Source organism: Sulfolobales archaeon (genome assembly GCA_038897115.1).
Lineage (GTDB): Archaea > Thermoproteota > Thermoprotei_A > Sulfolobales > AG1 > AG1.
The window spans coordinates 1-16556 of record JAWAXC010000050.1; the positions used below are offsets into that span (position 1 = coordinate 1).

The 16556-nt window shown below is 46.3% G+C and carries 16 protein-coding genes; 9 read left to right on the plus strand and 7 right to left on the minus strand.

Going from position 1 to position 16556, the window contains the following annotated elements:
• Window positions 1–1470 (plus strand): urocanate hydratase (gene hutU / locus QXE01_07490; GenBank protein ID MEM4971075.1); only part of this gene is annotated, 1470 nt, incomplete at its 5' end.
• A gap of 4 nt (window positions 1471–1474) precedes the next feature.
• Here hutU and QXE01_07495 read toward each other — a convergent pair.
• Window positions 1475–2308: a hypothetical protein gene (locus QXE01_07495; GenBank protein MEM4971076.1), complete on the minus strand. Its 834-nt coding sequence runs from the start codon at window positions 2306–2308 to the stop codon at window positions 1475–1477.
• 259 nt (window positions 2309–2567) lie between these two features.
• Here QXE01_07495 and QXE01_07500 point away from each other — a divergent pair, with 259 nt between their 5' ends.
• The 4 genes from QXE01_07500 (at window position 2568) to QXE01_07515 (ending at window position 9628) form a co-directional block, all read left to right on the plus strand.
• Window positions 2568–4214 carry a DEAD/DEAH box helicase gene (locus QXE01_07500; GenBank protein ID MEM4971077.1) on the plus strand — a complete coding sequence of 549 codons (1647 nt, stop codon included), beginning with the start codon at window positions 2568–2570 and terminating at the stop codon, window positions 4212–4214.
• 205 nt (window positions 4215–4419) lie between these two features.
• Entirely contained in the window at window positions 4420–6699 is a 2280-nt protein-coding gene (locus tag QXE01_07505; protein ID MEM4971078.1) for a CDC48 family AAA ATPase, read from the plus strand.
• 43 nt (window positions 6700–6742) lie between these two features.
• On the plus strand, window positions 6743–7000 hold the full coding sequence (locus QXE01_07510; GenBank protein ID MEM4971079.1) for a hypothetical protein: 258 nt from the start codon (window positions 6743–6745) through the stop codon (window positions 6998–7000).
• Between the two features lie 69 nt (window positions 7001–7069).
• Window positions 7070–9628 carry a M14 family metallopeptidase gene (locus tag QXE01_07515; GenBank protein MEM4971080.1) on the plus strand — a complete coding sequence of 853 codons (2559 nt, stop codon included), beginning with the start codon at window positions 7070–7072 and terminating at the stop codon, window positions 9626–9628.
• Here QXE01_07515 and QXE01_07520 read toward each other — a convergent pair whose 3' ends face one another.
• On the minus strand, window positions 9629–10201 hold the full coding sequence (locus tag QXE01_07520; GenBank protein ID MEM4971081.1) for a hypothetical protein: 573 nt from the start codon (window positions 10199–10201) through the stop codon (window positions 9629–9631).
• Window positions 10194–10811: a hypothetical protein gene (locus tag QXE01_07525; GenBank protein MEM4971082.1), complete on the minus strand. Its 618-nt coding sequence runs from the start codon at window positions 10809–10811 to the stop codon at window positions 10194–10196. The genes QXE01_07520 and QXE01_07525 overlap by 8 nt, the downstream gene beginning before the upstream one ends.
• A 264-nt stretch (window positions 10812–11075) precedes the next feature.
• Here QXE01_07525 and QXE01_07530 point away from each other — a divergent pair, with 264 nt between their 5' ends.
• The 3 genes from QXE01_07530 to moaC are packed head-to-tail and all read left to right on the plus strand — an operon-like array spanning window position 11076 to window position 12952.
• The gene (locus QXE01_07530; GenBank protein MEM4971083.1) at window positions 11076–12266 is read left to right on the plus strand and encodes an ORC1-type DNA replication protein; all 1191 of its coding nucleotides are present in this window, start codon (window positions 11076–11078) and stop codon (window positions 12264–12266) included.
• On the plus strand, window positions 12250–12516 hold the full coding sequence (locus tag QXE01_07535; protein MEM4971084.1) for a winged helix-turn-helix domain-containing protein: 267 nt from the start codon (window positions 12250–12252) through the stop codon (window positions 12514–12516). Before QXE01_07530 ends, QXE01_07535 begins: the two co-directional genes overlap by 17 nt.
• 10 nt (window positions 12517–12526) lie before the next feature.
• On the plus strand, window positions 12527–12952 hold the full coding sequence (gene moaC, locus QXE01_07540; protein MEM4971085.1) for a cyclic pyranopterin monophosphate synthase MoaC: 426 nt from the start codon (window positions 12527–12529) through the stop codon (window positions 12950–12952).
• A 187-nt stretch (window positions 12953–13139) separates the two neighbouring features.
• On the opposite strand, the gene QXE01_07545 is transcribed toward moaC, so the two are convergent.
• The 4 genes from QXE01_07545 to QXE01_07560 all read right to left on the minus strand — a co-directional run bounded on the left by QXE01_07545 (window position 13140) and on the right by QXE01_07560 (window position 15568).
• Window positions 13140–14366, minus strand: coding sequence for a hypothetical protein (locus QXE01_07545; GenBank protein ID MEM4971086.1), 1227 nt, complete (start codon window positions 14364–14366; stop codon window positions 13140–13142).
• 111 nt (window positions 14367–14477) lie between these two features.
• The gene (locus QXE01_07550) at window positions 14478–15023 is read right to left on the minus strand and encodes an NUDIX domain-containing protein (protein MEM4971087.1); all 546 of its coding nucleotides are present in this window, start codon (window positions 15021–15023) and stop codon (window positions 14478–14480) included.
• Window positions 15004–15387: a hypothetical protein gene (locus tag QXE01_07555; protein MEM4971088.1), complete on the minus strand. Its 384-nt coding sequence runs from the start codon at window positions 15385–15387 to the stop codon at window positions 15004–15006. The genes QXE01_07550 and QXE01_07555 overlap by 20 nt, the downstream gene beginning before the upstream one ends.
• Window positions 15359–15568: a hypothetical protein gene (locus QXE01_07560; GenBank protein ID MEM4971089.1), complete on the minus strand. Its 210-nt coding sequence runs from the start codon at window positions 15566–15568 to the stop codon at window positions 15359–15361. The genes QXE01_07555 and QXE01_07560 overlap by 29 nt, the downstream gene beginning before the upstream one ends.
• Window positions 15569–15655: 87 nt before the next feature.
• Here QXE01_07560 and QXE01_07565 point away from each other — a divergent pair, with 87 nt between their 5' ends.
• Window positions 15656–16390 (plus strand): metallophosphoesterase, encoded by a 735-nt coding sequence (locus QXE01_07565; GenBank protein ID MEM4971090.1) that lies wholly within the window; start codon window positions 15656–15658, stop codon window positions 16388–16390.
• Window positions 16391–16556 lie beyond the last annotated feature (166 nt).

Genomic DNA, 16556 nt, shown 5'->3' on the forward strand with positions numbered 1-16556 from the left:
GAGGATATAGTTAACACGCTTCTAACAATGAGAAGCGATGACACACTTGTGATCCAGAGTGGCAAGCCTGTTGCTGTCTTCACAACACATAGGCTCGCCCCGAGAATCGTTATGGCCAATGCCCTTCTAGTCCCCAAATGGGCTGACTGGGATTACTTCCTAGAGCTCGAGAGGAGGGGCCTCACGATGTATGGCCAGATGACCGCTGGGTGCTGGGCATATATAGGGACGCAAGGGATTCTCCAGGGTACTTATGAGACATTTGCATATGTTGCTGAGAAACACTTCGGAGGATCTCTCCAGGGGAGGATAGTCCTCACAGCAGGGCTTGGGGAGATGGGTGGTGCGCAACCACTAGCTGTTAAGATGAACGGCGGTGTTGCAATTGTTGTTGAGGTTGATAAGAGGATGATTGAGAGGAGGATGAGATTTGGATACCTCGATACATGGACTGATAGCATTGATAAGGCTATAGATATGGCGGAGAGATATGCTGAGAGGGGTGAGGGATATTCTATAGGGCTTCTAGGCAACGCTGCAGATATATACCCCGAGATGCTTAGGAGAGGAGTTAGGATCTCAGTTGTAACGGATCAGACGCCCGCCCATGACCCTCTCAGCTATATCCCGTCAGGGTTGGCACTTGAAGAGGCTCAGGAGCTTAGATCCAGGGATCCCGAGAGGTATAGGAGGATGAGCCTGGAGAGTATGAGGAAGCAGGTGGAGGCTATGGTGGGCTTTATGAGGAGGGGGGCTGTTGTCTTTGAATATGGTAATAATATAAGGAGGATGGCTTATGAGGCAGGCTATAAAGAGGCATTCTCATTCCCAGGCTTTGTACAGGCATATATAAGACCTATGTTCGAGGAAGGGAGAGGACCATTTAGATGGGCATCCCTCACAGGAGATCCTAAAGATATAGAGATCCTCGATGATGAGGTTATAGAGATGTTTAAACATAATAGAAGACTTGTGAGGTGGGTTGAGAATGCGAGGAGATATGTGAAGTTCCAGGGACTCCCATCTAGGGTTGTCTGGCTAGGATATGGAGAGAGATCCGCTTTTGGTCTGAGGATAAATGAACTGGTTAGAAGAGGTGTGATAGGCCCTATATGGATTGGCAGAGATCATCTAGATACAGGGTCTGTGGCATCTCCATATAGAGAGACGGAGGGCATGCTAGACGGATCAGACGCTATAGCTGATTGGCCCATACTAAATGCCCTTCTAAACACAGCTGCTGGTGCAACATGGGTTTGTGTACACCATGGCGGTGGAGTTGGGATAGGCTATAGCATCCATGCAGGTTTAGGGCTGGTTCTCGATGGCTCGAGGGAAAGCGATCTAAGGGCTGAGAGGGTATTAACAGTAGATCCTGGGATAGGGGTTGTGAGACATGCTGACGCTGGCTATGAGACTTCTAAGAGAATTATAAGGGAGAAGGGTATATGGGCTCCATCCCTTAAATAGATCCTCAGGTTTTTTGTATCGAGATAACTATAAAATCCCCCATTGCAGGGGGCTCCTCATCGGTGGAGGCCTCGACATAGCTATACCCTCTAGCAATCTTTACAAATCTCGATGCAATCTCGAATGCTCTTGGCGATGGGGTTGAGTATCTGAGCACCCTTGTATATATTCGATCCCCTATCGGGATATAGATCCTCTCGCTCTTCAGAAGGGGGTGGATATAGATTTTCAAGCCACCAGCTATAGAGAGCGTCTCTAGGACTCTCTTCTCAGCATCGCTTAGAAGCCCTGCTATATATACACTGCTATATCTCCTCCCAACAGCGTTCTCAGCATTTAGATTGATCGCATCAACACCTCTGAACACCCTCTCGATCGTATAGCCTCTAACACCGCTCAGCTGGAGAGTATAGAGGGCTAGATGGGGTAAAAAGCCTCCCCCCATTACCAGAGGGCTAGCCCCGGCCCTGCTAGCATATTTCAGGGCTAGGGATGCTTCGAATGATATAAGCCCTCGAGAGCCTATAAAGCCTGGGGCTGTGACCTCTATAGCCTCTGAGGGATCTCCCTCTGAGAAGCCACATATCATCTCCCCATATATATGGGGTAGGTAGAAGATCGTCTTCCCAACAAGCTCAACACCAACCCTAGTGGGAGCCTCTATAACCCTGCCAATCGCTATGATAGATCCTCTCTTCAAAGCCTCACAGGGGTTGCCAGTGCCTAGGGAGATGAGTCCGAGTACCATGTTCCTAACAAGGATCATACCCCTTCTTATATCAACAACATCCCCATCGATATAGATCATCCTCTGCTGATCACAGACCATGCAGAGCAATAGATATACCGCCTATAAATATTTATGATCACATACATATAATTCACAATGATTATGCCTCTCAACACCCTCTACCCCCAACTTTATGGAGTAACCCATACTCTGATCTGATCCCTCTCTATCCTAGAGGCAATGCATTCAGATATAGATGCTCTCGAATTTCTATGATTGGGGAGCTTGATATCCAAGATCGTAGAAGTGGTAGGTGGCTGTGTTTTAATATCTGCCTGGGGTTTAATATAATGGTCTGGAGCATCACTTGGAAGAGGGTAGAAGACCTACATTCTATGTTAGAAAGTGGCTTGATGAAGAGGAGTTTAGGGAGTTATTGGAGGTTGCAGACTACCTAGGCAGAACCCCGTCCAGCGGTTCTCTCTTCGCCCTAAACCCATCGAAGATCGCTGAGAAGGGGTATGATGAGGAGTATGTTGGTGAGCTTATTAGAAGGGTTAGCCCTGGGGTGTCTGAGAAGGAGCTTGAGGATATAAAGAGGTTTATAAGGGATGTGCTTTCCAAGCAGTCTGTTAGGGTTGTTTTGAGGGGTCAGGGGTCGAGTCTTGTTATAGAGCCTAGGGGCTATCTAGGGGATGTTATAGAGGGTATAAGGCCTCTTCTGAGATATGATAGGTCTAGGAAGATATTCACATCATATCCAGCTTATTACCAGAGGATCAAGGAGTACTTGATATCCAAAGGAGTCTATGTTGAGGATCAGACGGGGTTTGCTGTAGATAAATATCTACCTATAAAGCCAACCCTATCTATAAAGCTCAGGGACTATCAAGAGGAGGCGGTGTCTACATGGGTATCGAATAGCTATAGAGGCATAGTATCGCTCCCCACAGGCTCTGGAAAAACCGTTGTTGGTATCGCGGCTGTTGTTAGAAAGCCTGTATGGACCCTTGTGGTAGCATTTACTAGGGAGCAGATGAGGCAGTGGAGAGATCATTTTATAAAGGGTTGCTCGATATCCCCTGGGATTATAGGGCTTTTCTACTCTGATGAGAAGAGGATAGCCCCAATAACAATATCTACATATCAAACTGCATTTAGACATATTGAGAAGCTATCCCAGTACTTCCAGCTCTTGATAGTGGATGAGGTTCACCACCTGCCAGCTGATAAGTTCAGGGCAATAGCTCTGGGTATGTTCTCGCCATATAGGCTTGGGCTCTCAGCAACTGTTACGAGGGAGGATGGGAGGCATGAGGAGCTCTTCCCACTCATGGGCGGTGTTATATATCATAAATCCCCTCAGGAGCTTGTTGAGGCGGGCTATCTATCTCCCTATAGGATAGAAACCATAAAAGTAGATCTAACTCCTGATGAGAGGAAGAAGTTTGAGGAGCTGAGGAAGAAGTATAGAGAGCTTTCAAGGGGTATGGAGTTTGAGGAGCTTGTTAGAGCTGCGAAAAACGGTGATGAGCTAGCTGCCGAGGCCCTGAAGGTTAGGAGCGAGCTTAGACAGCTGATCCATAATGCGAGGAGGAAGATTGAGAAGGTGAAGGAGATAGTGTTGAGGGAGCTCCAGAAGGGCTCTAAGATCCTTGTTTTCACCCAGTATATAGATCAGGCTGAGGAGCTTGGAAAGGTGTTAGGAGCACCCGTGGTAACGGGGGAGACTGATAAGAAGGTGAGGGATAGGAACTTCCAGCTCTTCAGAGAAGGCTTGGAGAGGGTTTTGGTGCTAACGACTGTGGGTGATGAGGGGATAGATATTCCAGATGCGAATGTCGGGATCATAGTTGCTGGCACAGGCTCGAAGAGACAGTTTATACAGAGGCTTGGGAGGCTTCTAAGGCCTAAGGAGGGTAAGCAGGCAGTGCTATACGAGATCGTTGCTAGAGGGACCCCCGAGGAGCTCGAGTCTAGGAGGAGGAAGGAGGGGTTGGAGGAGCTGCTCTAACATGCTAAGCCATCTGATAAATACTCTTGGTGTGGGATGATGCGTAGATAATATATATGCCTTTAATTACTATGCATATCTGTGAGGGCTCATCTATAAAATGTTTTGAGCACTATTCCCTGGAGATCTAGAATGTGGTGCAAGCTTAATCATTATTAACCTTTAACCGCTTATACAATAAGAGAAGTAGTGGAGAAGTGGTAGCATGAGTGGTGTTGAGACCCCCTCCGGACCTGGTTCCCCAGGTCCTGGGGGTAGCTCTGGTGAGGGGCAGGGCCAGGGGCCTGGTGTTAGGAGGAGGAAGGAGGTATATCTAAGGGTTGCTGAGCTTAAGGTGAAGGATAATAGTAAGATCAAGGTTAAGATCGATATAAGTGTGATGAAAGAGCTCGGGATCAACCCTGGGGATGTGGTTGAGATAGAGGGTAGGAAGAAAACAGCTGCAATAGCATGGCCTAGCTATGGTGAGGATGAGCCTGATGTGATTAGGATGGATGCTATTGTGAGGAAGAACGCCGGGATCTCAATAGGGGATAAGGTTATAGTTAGAAAAGCCTCTCCCAAGAATGCCCAGATGGTCAGGATAGGCCCTGCCCAGAGTAATGTTACTTTCACAAGCATTGAGCCGAGCTTTGTGAGCTATGTTAAGAAGAGGCTTGAGGAGATGCCATTAGTGGAGGGGGATATAGTGTATGTGCCCCTCCTAGGCCAGCCCATGCCATTTGTGGTTGTCCAGACAAGACCCTCAGGTGTTGTGATTGTTACAAAGGATACACAGCTATATATACTGGATAAGCCTGTAAGCAATATAAAGGTTTCGAGGGTAACGTATGACGATATAGGGGGTCTAGGACATATAATTGAGAAGGTTAGGGAGCTCATAGAGCTTCCACTAAAGCACCCAGAGATCTTTAGGAGGCTTGGTATAGAGCCTCCTAAGGGTATACTTCTCTACGGCCCACCAGGTGTTGGTAAAACATTATTAGCAAAGGCTATAGCTAATGAGGCTAACGCCCACTTCATAGCTATCAATGGTCCTGAGATTATGAGTAAGTTCTATGGTGAGAGTGAGCAGAGGCTTAGAGAGATCTTTGAGGAGGCTCAGAAGAACGCTCCCGCAATAATATTTATAGATGAGATAGACGCTATAGCGCCAAAGAGAGATGAGGTTATGGGTGAGGTTGAGAGGAGGGTTGTTGCACAGCTCCTAACACTTATGGATGGGCTGAAGGGGAGAGGTGATGTGATAGTTATAGGCGCTACTAACAGGCCACACGCTATAGATCCGGCTCTTAGGAGGCCTGGGAGGTTTGATAGGGAGATAGAGATACCTCTTCCAGATAAGCAGGGGAGGCTAGAGATACTTATGATCCATACTAGGAACATGCCTCTAGCAGAGGATGTGGATCTCAAGAAGATAGCTGAGATAACCCATGGCTATACAGGTGCTGATCTAGCAGCTCTGGTTAAGGAGGCAGCTCTACGGGCTCTAAGAAGATATCTCCCCAAGATCGATTGGCAGAGCGATACCATAGACCCAGAGATCCTGGAGTCTATGTATGTAACACAGCAGGACTTCCTAGAGGCTTTTAAAGAGATAATACCAAGCGGCTTCAGAGAAGTCTATGTCGAGATCCCGGAGGTTAGGTGGAGCGATATAGGGGGTCTTGAGGAGGTTAAGCAGGAGCTTAGAGAAGCCGTTGAGTGGCCCCTTAAATACCCTGATGCCTTTAGGAGGCTTGGTATAGAGCCTCCTAAGGGTATACTTCTCTACGGCCCACCAGGTGTTGGTAAAACACTATTAGCAAAGGCTGTTGCTACCGAGAGCGGTGCTAACTTCATATCTGTAAGGGGTCCTGAGATCCTGAGTAAATGGGTTGGTGAGAGTGAGAGGGCTATTAGGGAGATATTTAGGAAGGCAAGGATATACGCGCCAACGGTAATACTATTCGACGAGATAGACTCGATAGTACCCCATAGAGGCTCTGTTGATGAGGGTACCCATGTTACTGAGAGGATAGTTAGCCAGCTATTAACAGAGATAGATGGGATTGAGAAGCTCAATAACGTAGTGGTTATAGGTGCTACCAACAGACCGGATCTTATAGATCCCGCTCTTCTAAGGCCTGGGAGGCTTGATAAGGTGATCTATGTTCCTCCACCTGATATGAAGGCTAGGCTAGAGATTCTGAAGGTACATACTAGGAAAATGCCTCTAGCAGAGGATGTGGATCTAGAGTATATAGCGAGGGCTACAGAGGGCTATGTGGGAGCGGATCTCGCAGCCCTTGTTAGAGAGGCAGCATTATTCGCGCTCAGAGAGGATCTATCTGCTTCGAGGGTCCATATGAGGCACTTCCTACAGGCGCTGGCTAAGGTGAGACCCTCGCTATCGGAGGAGATGATCCGGTTCTACGAGAGCTGGAGGGATAGGTTCAAGCAGAGGCTACCAAAGCAGGTTATGACCCCGCCCATATATGCCTAGCATAACAACATCTTTTATCTTATTAAAACCCCGGGGTGGTTCTGTGGGATCGTATTCCAGGCATATGGCAGCTAGAAAGGCTATTGAGATCTTAATGGAGAGAGGGGGGGCTATGAAGGATAGAGAGCTATATGAGCATCTGAGAAAGACGTTCGATATATCGTATAAGGATTTTCTATCTCTCCTCTTATACCTAGAGATCAACGGCTATGTAACGGTGGAAACTATAAGCGAGGATGTGAGAGCTGTGAATCTATATTATAAGAGACTCGCTGATGTGCTTAGTAAGAACCTTAGCTAACCACCCTTACTAGTAGATCTGTAGGAGCTATAGATAATCAATTAATATCCCCCATACTATTCATCCTAGGTGAGATCCCTGGTAACCAGGCCAGAGGAGTTCTTCGGCTTCAAGATTGGGGAGGATAGGAAGCTAGCTAGATGGGATAGGATTGTTGAGTACTTCTTCAAAGTCGCCTCCGAGAGTGATAGGGTTAAGGTTGTTGAGCTGGGCAAAACACCTGGGGGCAATAGCTTTATCGTGGCATATATATCCTCGCCAGAGAATCTCAGGAACCTAGAGAGGATCAGGGAGATCTCATGTCTACTAGCAAACCCCGAGAAACCCCTTGATAAGGGGGAGCTTGAGAGGCTTGTTAGCGAGGGTAAAGCTGTTGTTGTGATCACCAATAGTATACATGCAACCGAGGTTGGAGGGACTCAGATGAGTATAGAGCTTCTCTATACCCTCGCATCCTCGAACGACCCGGAGATCATGAGGATCTTGGATAACGTGGTAACCATATTATTCCCATCCTTCAACCCAGATGGGCAGGTGATGGTTGTTGACTACTATAACAAGTACCTCGGCACAGAGTATGAGGGGACACCTCTACCCTGGCTATATCACAGCTACTGTGGGCATGATAATAATAGGGATGCATATATGTTAAACCTGGTTGAGAGCAGGTATTTCGCTAAGATAGCTTATCATGATTGGTGCCCACAGGTATATATAGATCATCATCAGATGGGGAGCTATGGAGCAAGGTTCTTCATATCCCCTGAGATGGATCCCATATACCCCGATGTAGATCCTATAACCTGGAGGGAGGCGCAGTTCCTAGGGACATATGCGGCAACCAGGCTTGAGATGGAGGGTATTAGAGGTGTTGAGACAGGGGCTCCATTCACGCCTGATTTTGTCTCTGCATTCCAGACTATAGCCTATTTCATGAACATAGTTGGTATTCTAACAGAATCAGCATCTGTTAAGATCGCATCTCCAATATATATCCACCCACACCAGCTGAGGGGATATGGGAGGGGTAGGCTAGCTGATAGGCCTTATATGAACTATCCAAATCCATGGCCAGGTGGTTGGTGGAGGCTAAGCGATATTATTAGGCAGCAGCTGATCTCAACGATAGCGATACTAAGCGCTGTTGCCTCTAACAAGGAGATGTTTCTCAGAAACTCCTATCTAAAGGCTCTGAGGAATATTGAGAGGGGCTCTAGAGAGCCTCCCTATGCCTTTATAATTCCCCCAGATGGTCATGATCCCCTTACAACGCTTAAGCTAATAGATCTGCTTCTAAAGCTTGGGATAAAGGTGTACAGAGCTAGGGAGCCTTTGAAGATCGGATCTACGATCTATCCTGAGGGGAGCTTCGTAGTCCCATTATCACAGCCTAGAAGACCCCTCGCCAAGAGGCTTCTAGAGAGATATCTATACCCAGATATAGATGTTACGAGGGATAAGGAGGGGAAGCCTATAAGGCCCTACGACATAGCCACAGATACTGTTGCAGATTTCATGGGTGTTGATGTATATGAGGTTAACACACCATTTAAAGCGGATCTAGAGGCCATATCATCCCCACCAATCCCTAGTGTTTATATCGAGAGGTCTAGGGGGTATCTGATAGATCCGAGGCTAAACGATTCATATAGGCTTGTGAATAAGCTCCTCACAAGCGGTGTGAGGGTATGGAGATTCAGAGTTGAAATAGATCTCAGGGGTGTTAGCCTCCCACCCGGTGCATTCTATGTTGAGGATAGCGATAGGGCGTTCGATATTCTAAAGCAGGTATCCGCCGAGCTAGGTGTTCAGCCTATAGGTGTTTCAGAAGATCTGCTATCGATCTATGGAGATCACTATGAGGTCAGACACCTCAGAATAGGGATCTATCAGAGGTATTACGGGGGCAACATGGAGGAGGGCTGGACTAGATATATCTTCGACACCTATGGCTTCCCATATAGGGTTATAAGGGATGCAGAGATAAGGAGTGGGAAGCTGGGGGAGCTGGTAGACATCATAGTATTCCCAGACGATGCCCTACCAATGATGACTGGTGAGAATATTGAGGAGGAGATGAGTAAGAGGCTTAAAAGGCCATTCAAGCTCCCACCATATCCGCCGGAGTATAGAAGTGGATTTGGTAAGGAGGGGATACAGAGGCTTAGAGAGTTTGCAGAGAGCGGAGGCTCGATCCTCATGATGGGAGGTGCTTCGGAGCTAGCCTATAAAGGTCTTGGACTTGCTATAAGGGATCTCACGGAGGAGATCACAGATACCAGGCAGTTCTTCTGCCCAGGATCTATGCTTAAAGCCTTGGTAGATAATACACACCCCCTTGGATATGGCATGCCAAGGGTTGCATATATAATGCTGGTGGATAGACCTGTTCTAGAGATAATCCCAACCCATAATAACGAGGACTATGTCGCTGTGGTCACATATCCGGAGAGGGATATTCTTAGGAGTGGCTGGCTAATAGGTGAGAATATATTGAGCAGGAAGCCAGCCCTTATAGAGGCTAGGCTTGGTAGGGGGAGGGCTATTATATATGGATTCAGACCGATCTTCAGAGCCCAGACACATGGAACCTTCAAGCTATTCTTCAACGCCCTCTATACGAGATAGCTATACACCCCTCCTACCCCTTGGACGGATTATCTCATCCTCAGCCCTTCTCCTCAGCTCCTCCTTCATCTCCCTGGGCATCTCTATCACAGCTGTGCTCCCGCTCTCCTTGATCGGTAGTTTTGCACCCTCAGCCATCCCCTTGAGGATCTCTGCTATGAGGGCCCTTCTATCGAGGCCATTCTCAACCCCAACCGGTGTTAACACTGTTATCTTGTCATCCTGGACTATAGCTATCTTATGCATCTGCCCTAGATACTCTATGACTGAGTATACATCGCCCCCGATCTCCTTTATCATCTCCCCCAGCCTCTTCCCATATGACCTAGCATCTGTCCCTGGGTTAGATGTTATCTCGAGGGGTATGTAGCCGAAGTTGAACATCTCTAGCATAACCTCGATCCTCCTCTCCTTCAAGGCTCTCGGGGCGTAGTAGCCCATCTTCTCTAGCTCAAGAGCCTCTTGGATCAGCTTTCTAAGGTATGGAGAGATCCCCATACCCCTCTTCCTAGCTATCTCCTTCAGCTTCTCCATTATATCCCTATCTATCCCAACTGTTCTCCTGCTAACCAATTGTGATCACCATCGATACTATTCCGTTGGAGTTTGTGGAGGCCTCGATCGAGCCTCCCATAGAGCTAACTATATTTCTAGCTATTGTCTCTAGTATGAGGGCCATTCTCTCCGATGTAGATGAATCTTGTATCATATGTATCGGCGGTGATATGACAAGCTTATATCTACCGGGCTTCCCATCTATAGCGCCAACGTGGATCTCTATATTCGGCATCCATATCTGGAGGGCTGTTTGTATATCATCTATACTCGATCCCCTCTTAGCCTTTGCCACAACACCATACCACGAGGCTGCTTTGCCCAGCTCCTCTAGGATCTCTCTGAAGTCCTCCTCAGAGATCTTAGATAGTATCTTCTTAACAATACCCTGTGGGAGCATGACGCAACCGATCCTCCTGAGATCCTCTAGCGAGTCTAGGAGGTGGATCACTTCTAGGAGGTTTGGTTTATACCTCATATATCCAACTATAGTCTCTAGGATCTTCTCTATTAGGTCTCTAAGTGGTATACCACTCCTCTCAGAGATCCTCATAGCCTCCCTGATTATACCTTCGGAAACTGGTACGAACCTCTTACTACCTGATGACAAGGCTCCCAAGATATTCATCTATACACCTTAAAAACATTTTGTGTACAAATATACACATAGATCTACCTGTGTATCTATAATACCCATGTTTTGGAATATACCTCCCCACCCATGATCTCATTATAATAGATAGGCTAGGTATTACGGGGGTGAGCCTCTCACAAGGATTTGGCGAAAGTTTTGCCGACCTCTATTTAATATAACTCTGCAAGGAGATCACTATCTGGGGGCGTTCTGGAGAGTGCTAGGAGGATTATAGAGGAGGCATTTGTAAAGCCTACTGTGTTTAAGAAGAAGGAGGCTCTATATCCAGAGTATATACCGCCTAGCCTGCCCCATAGGGAGAGGCAGCTTAGAAGGCTTGCAGAGATCTTTAGAATCCTTGTTTCCAGTCCTGGCGAGGCGAGTGTTAAGGCCGTTGTTGTTGGGGGTGTTGGTACTGGTAAGACTGTTACTACGAGGCTCTTTGGTATGGAGCTTAGATCTATTGCTAGGAGGAGGGGTATAGATCTTAGGTATGTCCATATAAACTGCCATAGGGATAGAAGCCTATACGAGGTTGTATCTGAGATGGCTAGGCAGGCTGATGTCCCTATATCCCATAGGGGTTTCTCACCACATGAGATCTTTAGCTATATGCATCAATATATAGATAGGCAGAGGGCATATCTACTAGTAACCCTTGACGAGTTCGACTACTTCGTAGATGTTGCTGGGAGCGATGCTGTCTACTTCCTAATGAGGATCTATGATGAGCATCCAGAGATGCATAAGAGGATAAGCTATATACTGGTTATGAGGAGTCTTTCAAACCTATCTAAGATAGATTCTGCGACATATAGCTATGTAACTAGATATGTTGTTGAGTTCGAGCCATATAGATCTGGTGAGCTGAGGGATATTCTGAGGCAGAGGAGGGATGAGGCATTCCACCCAGGAACTGTTGGGGATGATGTTATAGGCTATATAGCTGATCTCGAGGGCATAGATAGAGGGGGTTCTGGAAATGCTAGAGCAGCTATAGAGACCCTCCTTCTAGCTGGTGAGGCAGCTGATTCAGAGGGTTCCCAGGTAGTGTCTATAGAGCATGTTAGAAGGGCTAGGGGTCTTGTAGCCCCTGACATTGTCACGATCTCGGATGCTCTTCAATATCTAAGCCTCCACGAGCTCCTAGCCCTGAAAGCCCTTATAAGGGGTCTTAGGAAGGCTCAGACGCCATATATAACCATGGGTGCTATGGAGAGGGAGTATAGAGATGTATGTGGGATCTATGGTGAGCAGCCTAGGAGACATACACAGTTCTACGAATATGTTATAAATATGAGGAGAATGGGCATTATAGAGGCGAGGCCTAGTGGGAAGGGTATGAGGGGTAGAACAACCCTCGTAGGTATTGGAGGAGCACCTCTAGATCCTCTGGAGAAGAGGGTGGACGAGCTTATAAGGGTTAGGATGAATGGTAGGAGGACTTGACATAGAGAGCCTCCTAGGGAGCAGGGCGAGGATAAGGATTCTTAGATACCTGCTAGAGGTTGGAGAGGCAAATATAACCAGGATCTCTAGAGAGGCAAGGGTTCACCAGGCTGTTGCGAGGAAATACCTAGAAGATCTAGCTAGGATGGGGCTTGTGGAAGAGGTTAGACTGGGGAGGATGAGGATCTACAGGGTTGTGTGGAGCGATACAAGGATAAGAATATTGAAGAGCCTAATAACCCAGGGGTGAGAAGATGGCTATGATAGATATAACACATAAGCAGGACACATATAGAGAGGCAGAGGCGATAGGGAGGATCAGGCTTAGAAGAGAAACAATAGAGAGGATAAAAAGAGGAGAGATAAGAAAGGGAGACGTAATAACAACAGCAAAGATAGCAGGAATACTAGCAGCGAAGAAAACACCAGAGCTAATACCACTAACACACCCAATACCAATAACAAACACAGAAATCGAGATAGAAATAGGAGAAGAAACAATAGAGGCGAGAGCAAGAGTTAAAACAACATATAAAACAGGGGTAGAGATAGAAGCAATAACAGCAGTAGCAACAACACTAATAACAATATGGGACATGGTAAAAGAATATGAGAAAGACCAACAAGGACAATACCCAGAAACAGCAATAGAGGAAATAAGGGTTATAAAGAAAACAAAAATATAACCCTCACCAACAACAGAACAACCAAATAAAAAACTCTAACAAAACATTTCAAACATTGGGCGGTGAAATCAAATGGAAATACAAGTACTAAGGGTAACAAAAGCAAAGAGAGTTAAGAGTCTCGAGAGAAAATATAAAACATATTTCAGAGACCCCAACAATTGGACTATGGGATAATTTTTTAAATCTATTCAATCTGTTTAGCTTCAATATCTACATTTTCCGGTATATAAATATTTTCCTTAGGTACTCTATTAATTTTGATATATTTTTTGATAATTCTTGCTGCAGCCAGATCGCCATATTTAAGGGCTTGATCTAGCTTGTACCACTTCTTAGCATTTATTGCGTATGTTAGAAATGAGAGTGTTCTTCTCTCGTGGAATCTGGGTGGTTCGTTTCTTTTGAATGTTATTATCACCTTATCTATTGAGAAGCCCTGTGTGCTTAGGAGTTTGTCTATGAAGCTTAGGTCTTGTTCTTTGCAGAACATTTGTATAAAGCATACGTGCTCATCATAGTTGCAAAATGCTAGTGCATATGGTGTTCTGCTTAGCTTATATGCCAGATATTCTACCCCTTTTCCCTTTGCAATTATGACTGCTACTGTATCGAGCACCTCTGGGTTTGGTGGTCTTTTTAGATATATCCCTAGGTAGTATCTGTTCTTTATATGTCTTTTGAAGTGATATTTAACAGTTGATGTCCCTAGCCTTGCTAGTCCTCTGATTCTATATACCCATGTTGGTGTCACCACATATTTATATTCTAGTACTGACATTATGACTACATCTTCAACGTCCAACGGATCTTCTCTTCTTCCCACGAACTCTCTCAGCTCTAATGCTATCTTCTTCTCCACCATATCCTCTATCATATGCCTGGCTTCTGTCATTGTTCTTATTACGCCTTTTCTAAACCATTCGCTGAATCGCATTGGCTTTGTATAGAATGAGTATTCGAATTTATATCCCTCAACCCCTTTCTCCTTGTCTATCGCTGGGTGGGATTCTATCTCAGCTAATATATTCTCTACCTTGCTTTCCGCTGGTACTAGATATGTTAGTATGAATGTTTTCTTGGGTATAGCCTGGATCCCTGCGTATCTTAGCCAGGGGTTATAGGGTAGTGAATCGACTAGCCTTCTAAACTCAGCCTCGTCTTTTGGCATCTCCTTAAGGGTTGCTATTATTGTATATCTATCTAGATTCATTTTATATGGTGAGAAACCCATTGCTAGGAAATCCCTTTCAATGATTCTTCTGACTAGGAGGTCTGTTGCAACATATTCCTTCCCAAGGGCTTTTGCAAGTTTTCTCAGATCGTCGAAGAATGCGTTTTCAATTAGATATTGTGCAGCATATATCATCTCTCTACCAAGCCTCGAGCTAACATTGAGATTTCCTTCTGACATGTCATCACCTAGCCCTATTTATAATATTCTATGAATAAGCTAATAAATCTCTAAGCACTATAAAAGTTGTTTTTACAGGTATTTCTGTTATATATCAGCCTATCCCCAACATCATCCCTCAGATCGCTCGTGCATCATCAGCCACTCAATAATTCTAGCCGTTAGCCCCCATATAACCTTATCCCCTGTATATGGTGTTCTGAAGCATGGCGGTCTCGAGATATCCTTGGGGCACTCGACCCTCTCAATATAGCTGATCCCTACTTTTATAACCCTTGCAACCTCCTCCCCAGGGCTTGGCTCTAGGGTTTCCCTTGATATAAATATATGGGGTATAACCCTTGTAGAGCCCCTTGTGATCCAAATACCTATATCGCCTAGGTGGAAAGCCCTCCTAAGATCTACGTGGATCTCCTCCCAAGCCTCTCTAACAGCGGTCTCATAGCTATCCTCCCCAGGCTTTCTAAAGCCTCCTGGGAATGCTATGTGGCCAGACCAGGGATCCCCTGGTCTCTCGACCCTCTCCACAAGGACTATAGATCTGCTTGGCTCCTCATAGATCACAGCCACGGATGCATCGTATTCCGGGGATCCGCATTCACCGCCTTCGAGGGGGTTTAAAACCCTCTCGAGGATTCTAGCGAGTATAGGGTCCATAGACATCTGCCAAGAGCCTGAATAGATCTATCCTAGCCCTTTTAAAGATCTCTATGGCTTTCTCTGCACCGAGGGGTAGGAAGAGCTTTACATTGATCCCAACGCATTTGCCAAGAACCCTAGTACAGATCATGATACCCCTTAGAACCCCCACCCCAAGGATCTCAGAGATCCTCCTGAGGATCTCCTCCCCAAGCTCGTGGGCTTCGAAGAAGCATTCATCCCCACCCATGGAGCAGAGGATCGGGGGTATATCTGTGGAGATAATCGAGTATCTATCCTCGGGGACTATGGAGGCCCAGTACCCATCCTCAAACTCTATTATAGATGGCTCTCTAGATATAGACTCTGAGCTCTGAGCCACAGTATGGGCACCTATAGTGGGTTCTCCTTGCACATGCCACGCAGAACCTAGATCCTCTTGTCTGGCCGCATTTGGGGCATATATAGATAGTTGTATCCCCTACGTAAAGGGTTGTGGCGCATATGGCGCATCTATATCTCCTCCACCCCTCATGCCCCTTAGCATTGGCACCGATCATCATGAGCGGTATCTAGAACCACCATCTAGTAGAACGTGTCTCGCCTTATAAGCAGATTAATATGCCTATGACCAATAGATGTTGGGGGCCATGACAGCTACGATAGAGATTATGGCTGTAAGCGATGTCCACTCACCGAGATATCTACCCCTTCTAATATCCTCTCTAAAATCCCTTCTCAACTACAGACCAGATCTCATTCTCTTCGGGGGTGATATGATTGATAAGGGGGATGTCGGATCTCTAAAGCCCCTGCTCGACTTCATATACTCGAGATTCCCAGGTGTCGAGATCATATCTGTTTTTGGGAATGAGGAGTATGTTGAGAAGATAAAGATCCTTAGGGAGGTCTATAGCAATGTGAGATGGCTTGACGACGAGGCATGGGAGGGCGAGATAGGGGGTGTCAAGGTCTGTGTATATGGTACAAGAGGGTCTCTTGAGAAGCCCACGAACTGGCAGAGGAGGAATATGCCAAACATAGCGGAGATCTTCGAGAAAAGGGTTGCTATTGCATATGAGAACCTTGCTAGGTTGAGGCAGATCTGCAGCGTCTTGATCCTCCTAATGCACTACGCCCCAACAACCAAGACGCTGAAGGGCGAACCCATCTCAACATATCCCTACCTATGCCACAGAGGATTTGAAAGGGTTATCAGCGAGGTTAAACCAGATCTCGTGATCCATGGCCACGCCCACGCCTCTGTGGTTCACAGCGCGGAAATCAGCGGGGTTCCGATATATAACGTTGCTATACCAGCTGTTAAGAGCGTTACGAGGATAAGGATCTCTGTTGGCGATAGGATCCATGTAACGAGGATCTAGGTTTTCAATGCTATATAGCTAGCAACCTATCTATGAACATCGCTATGAAAACAAGTGCTAGGTAGGGGCTCAGGAATTTAAAGGTTCTATAGGCCTCCTCCCTTGTAACACCGTTGAGATGCCTCCTCATAATCTGTATAAGCCTGAGGGATAGATAGCCACCAAC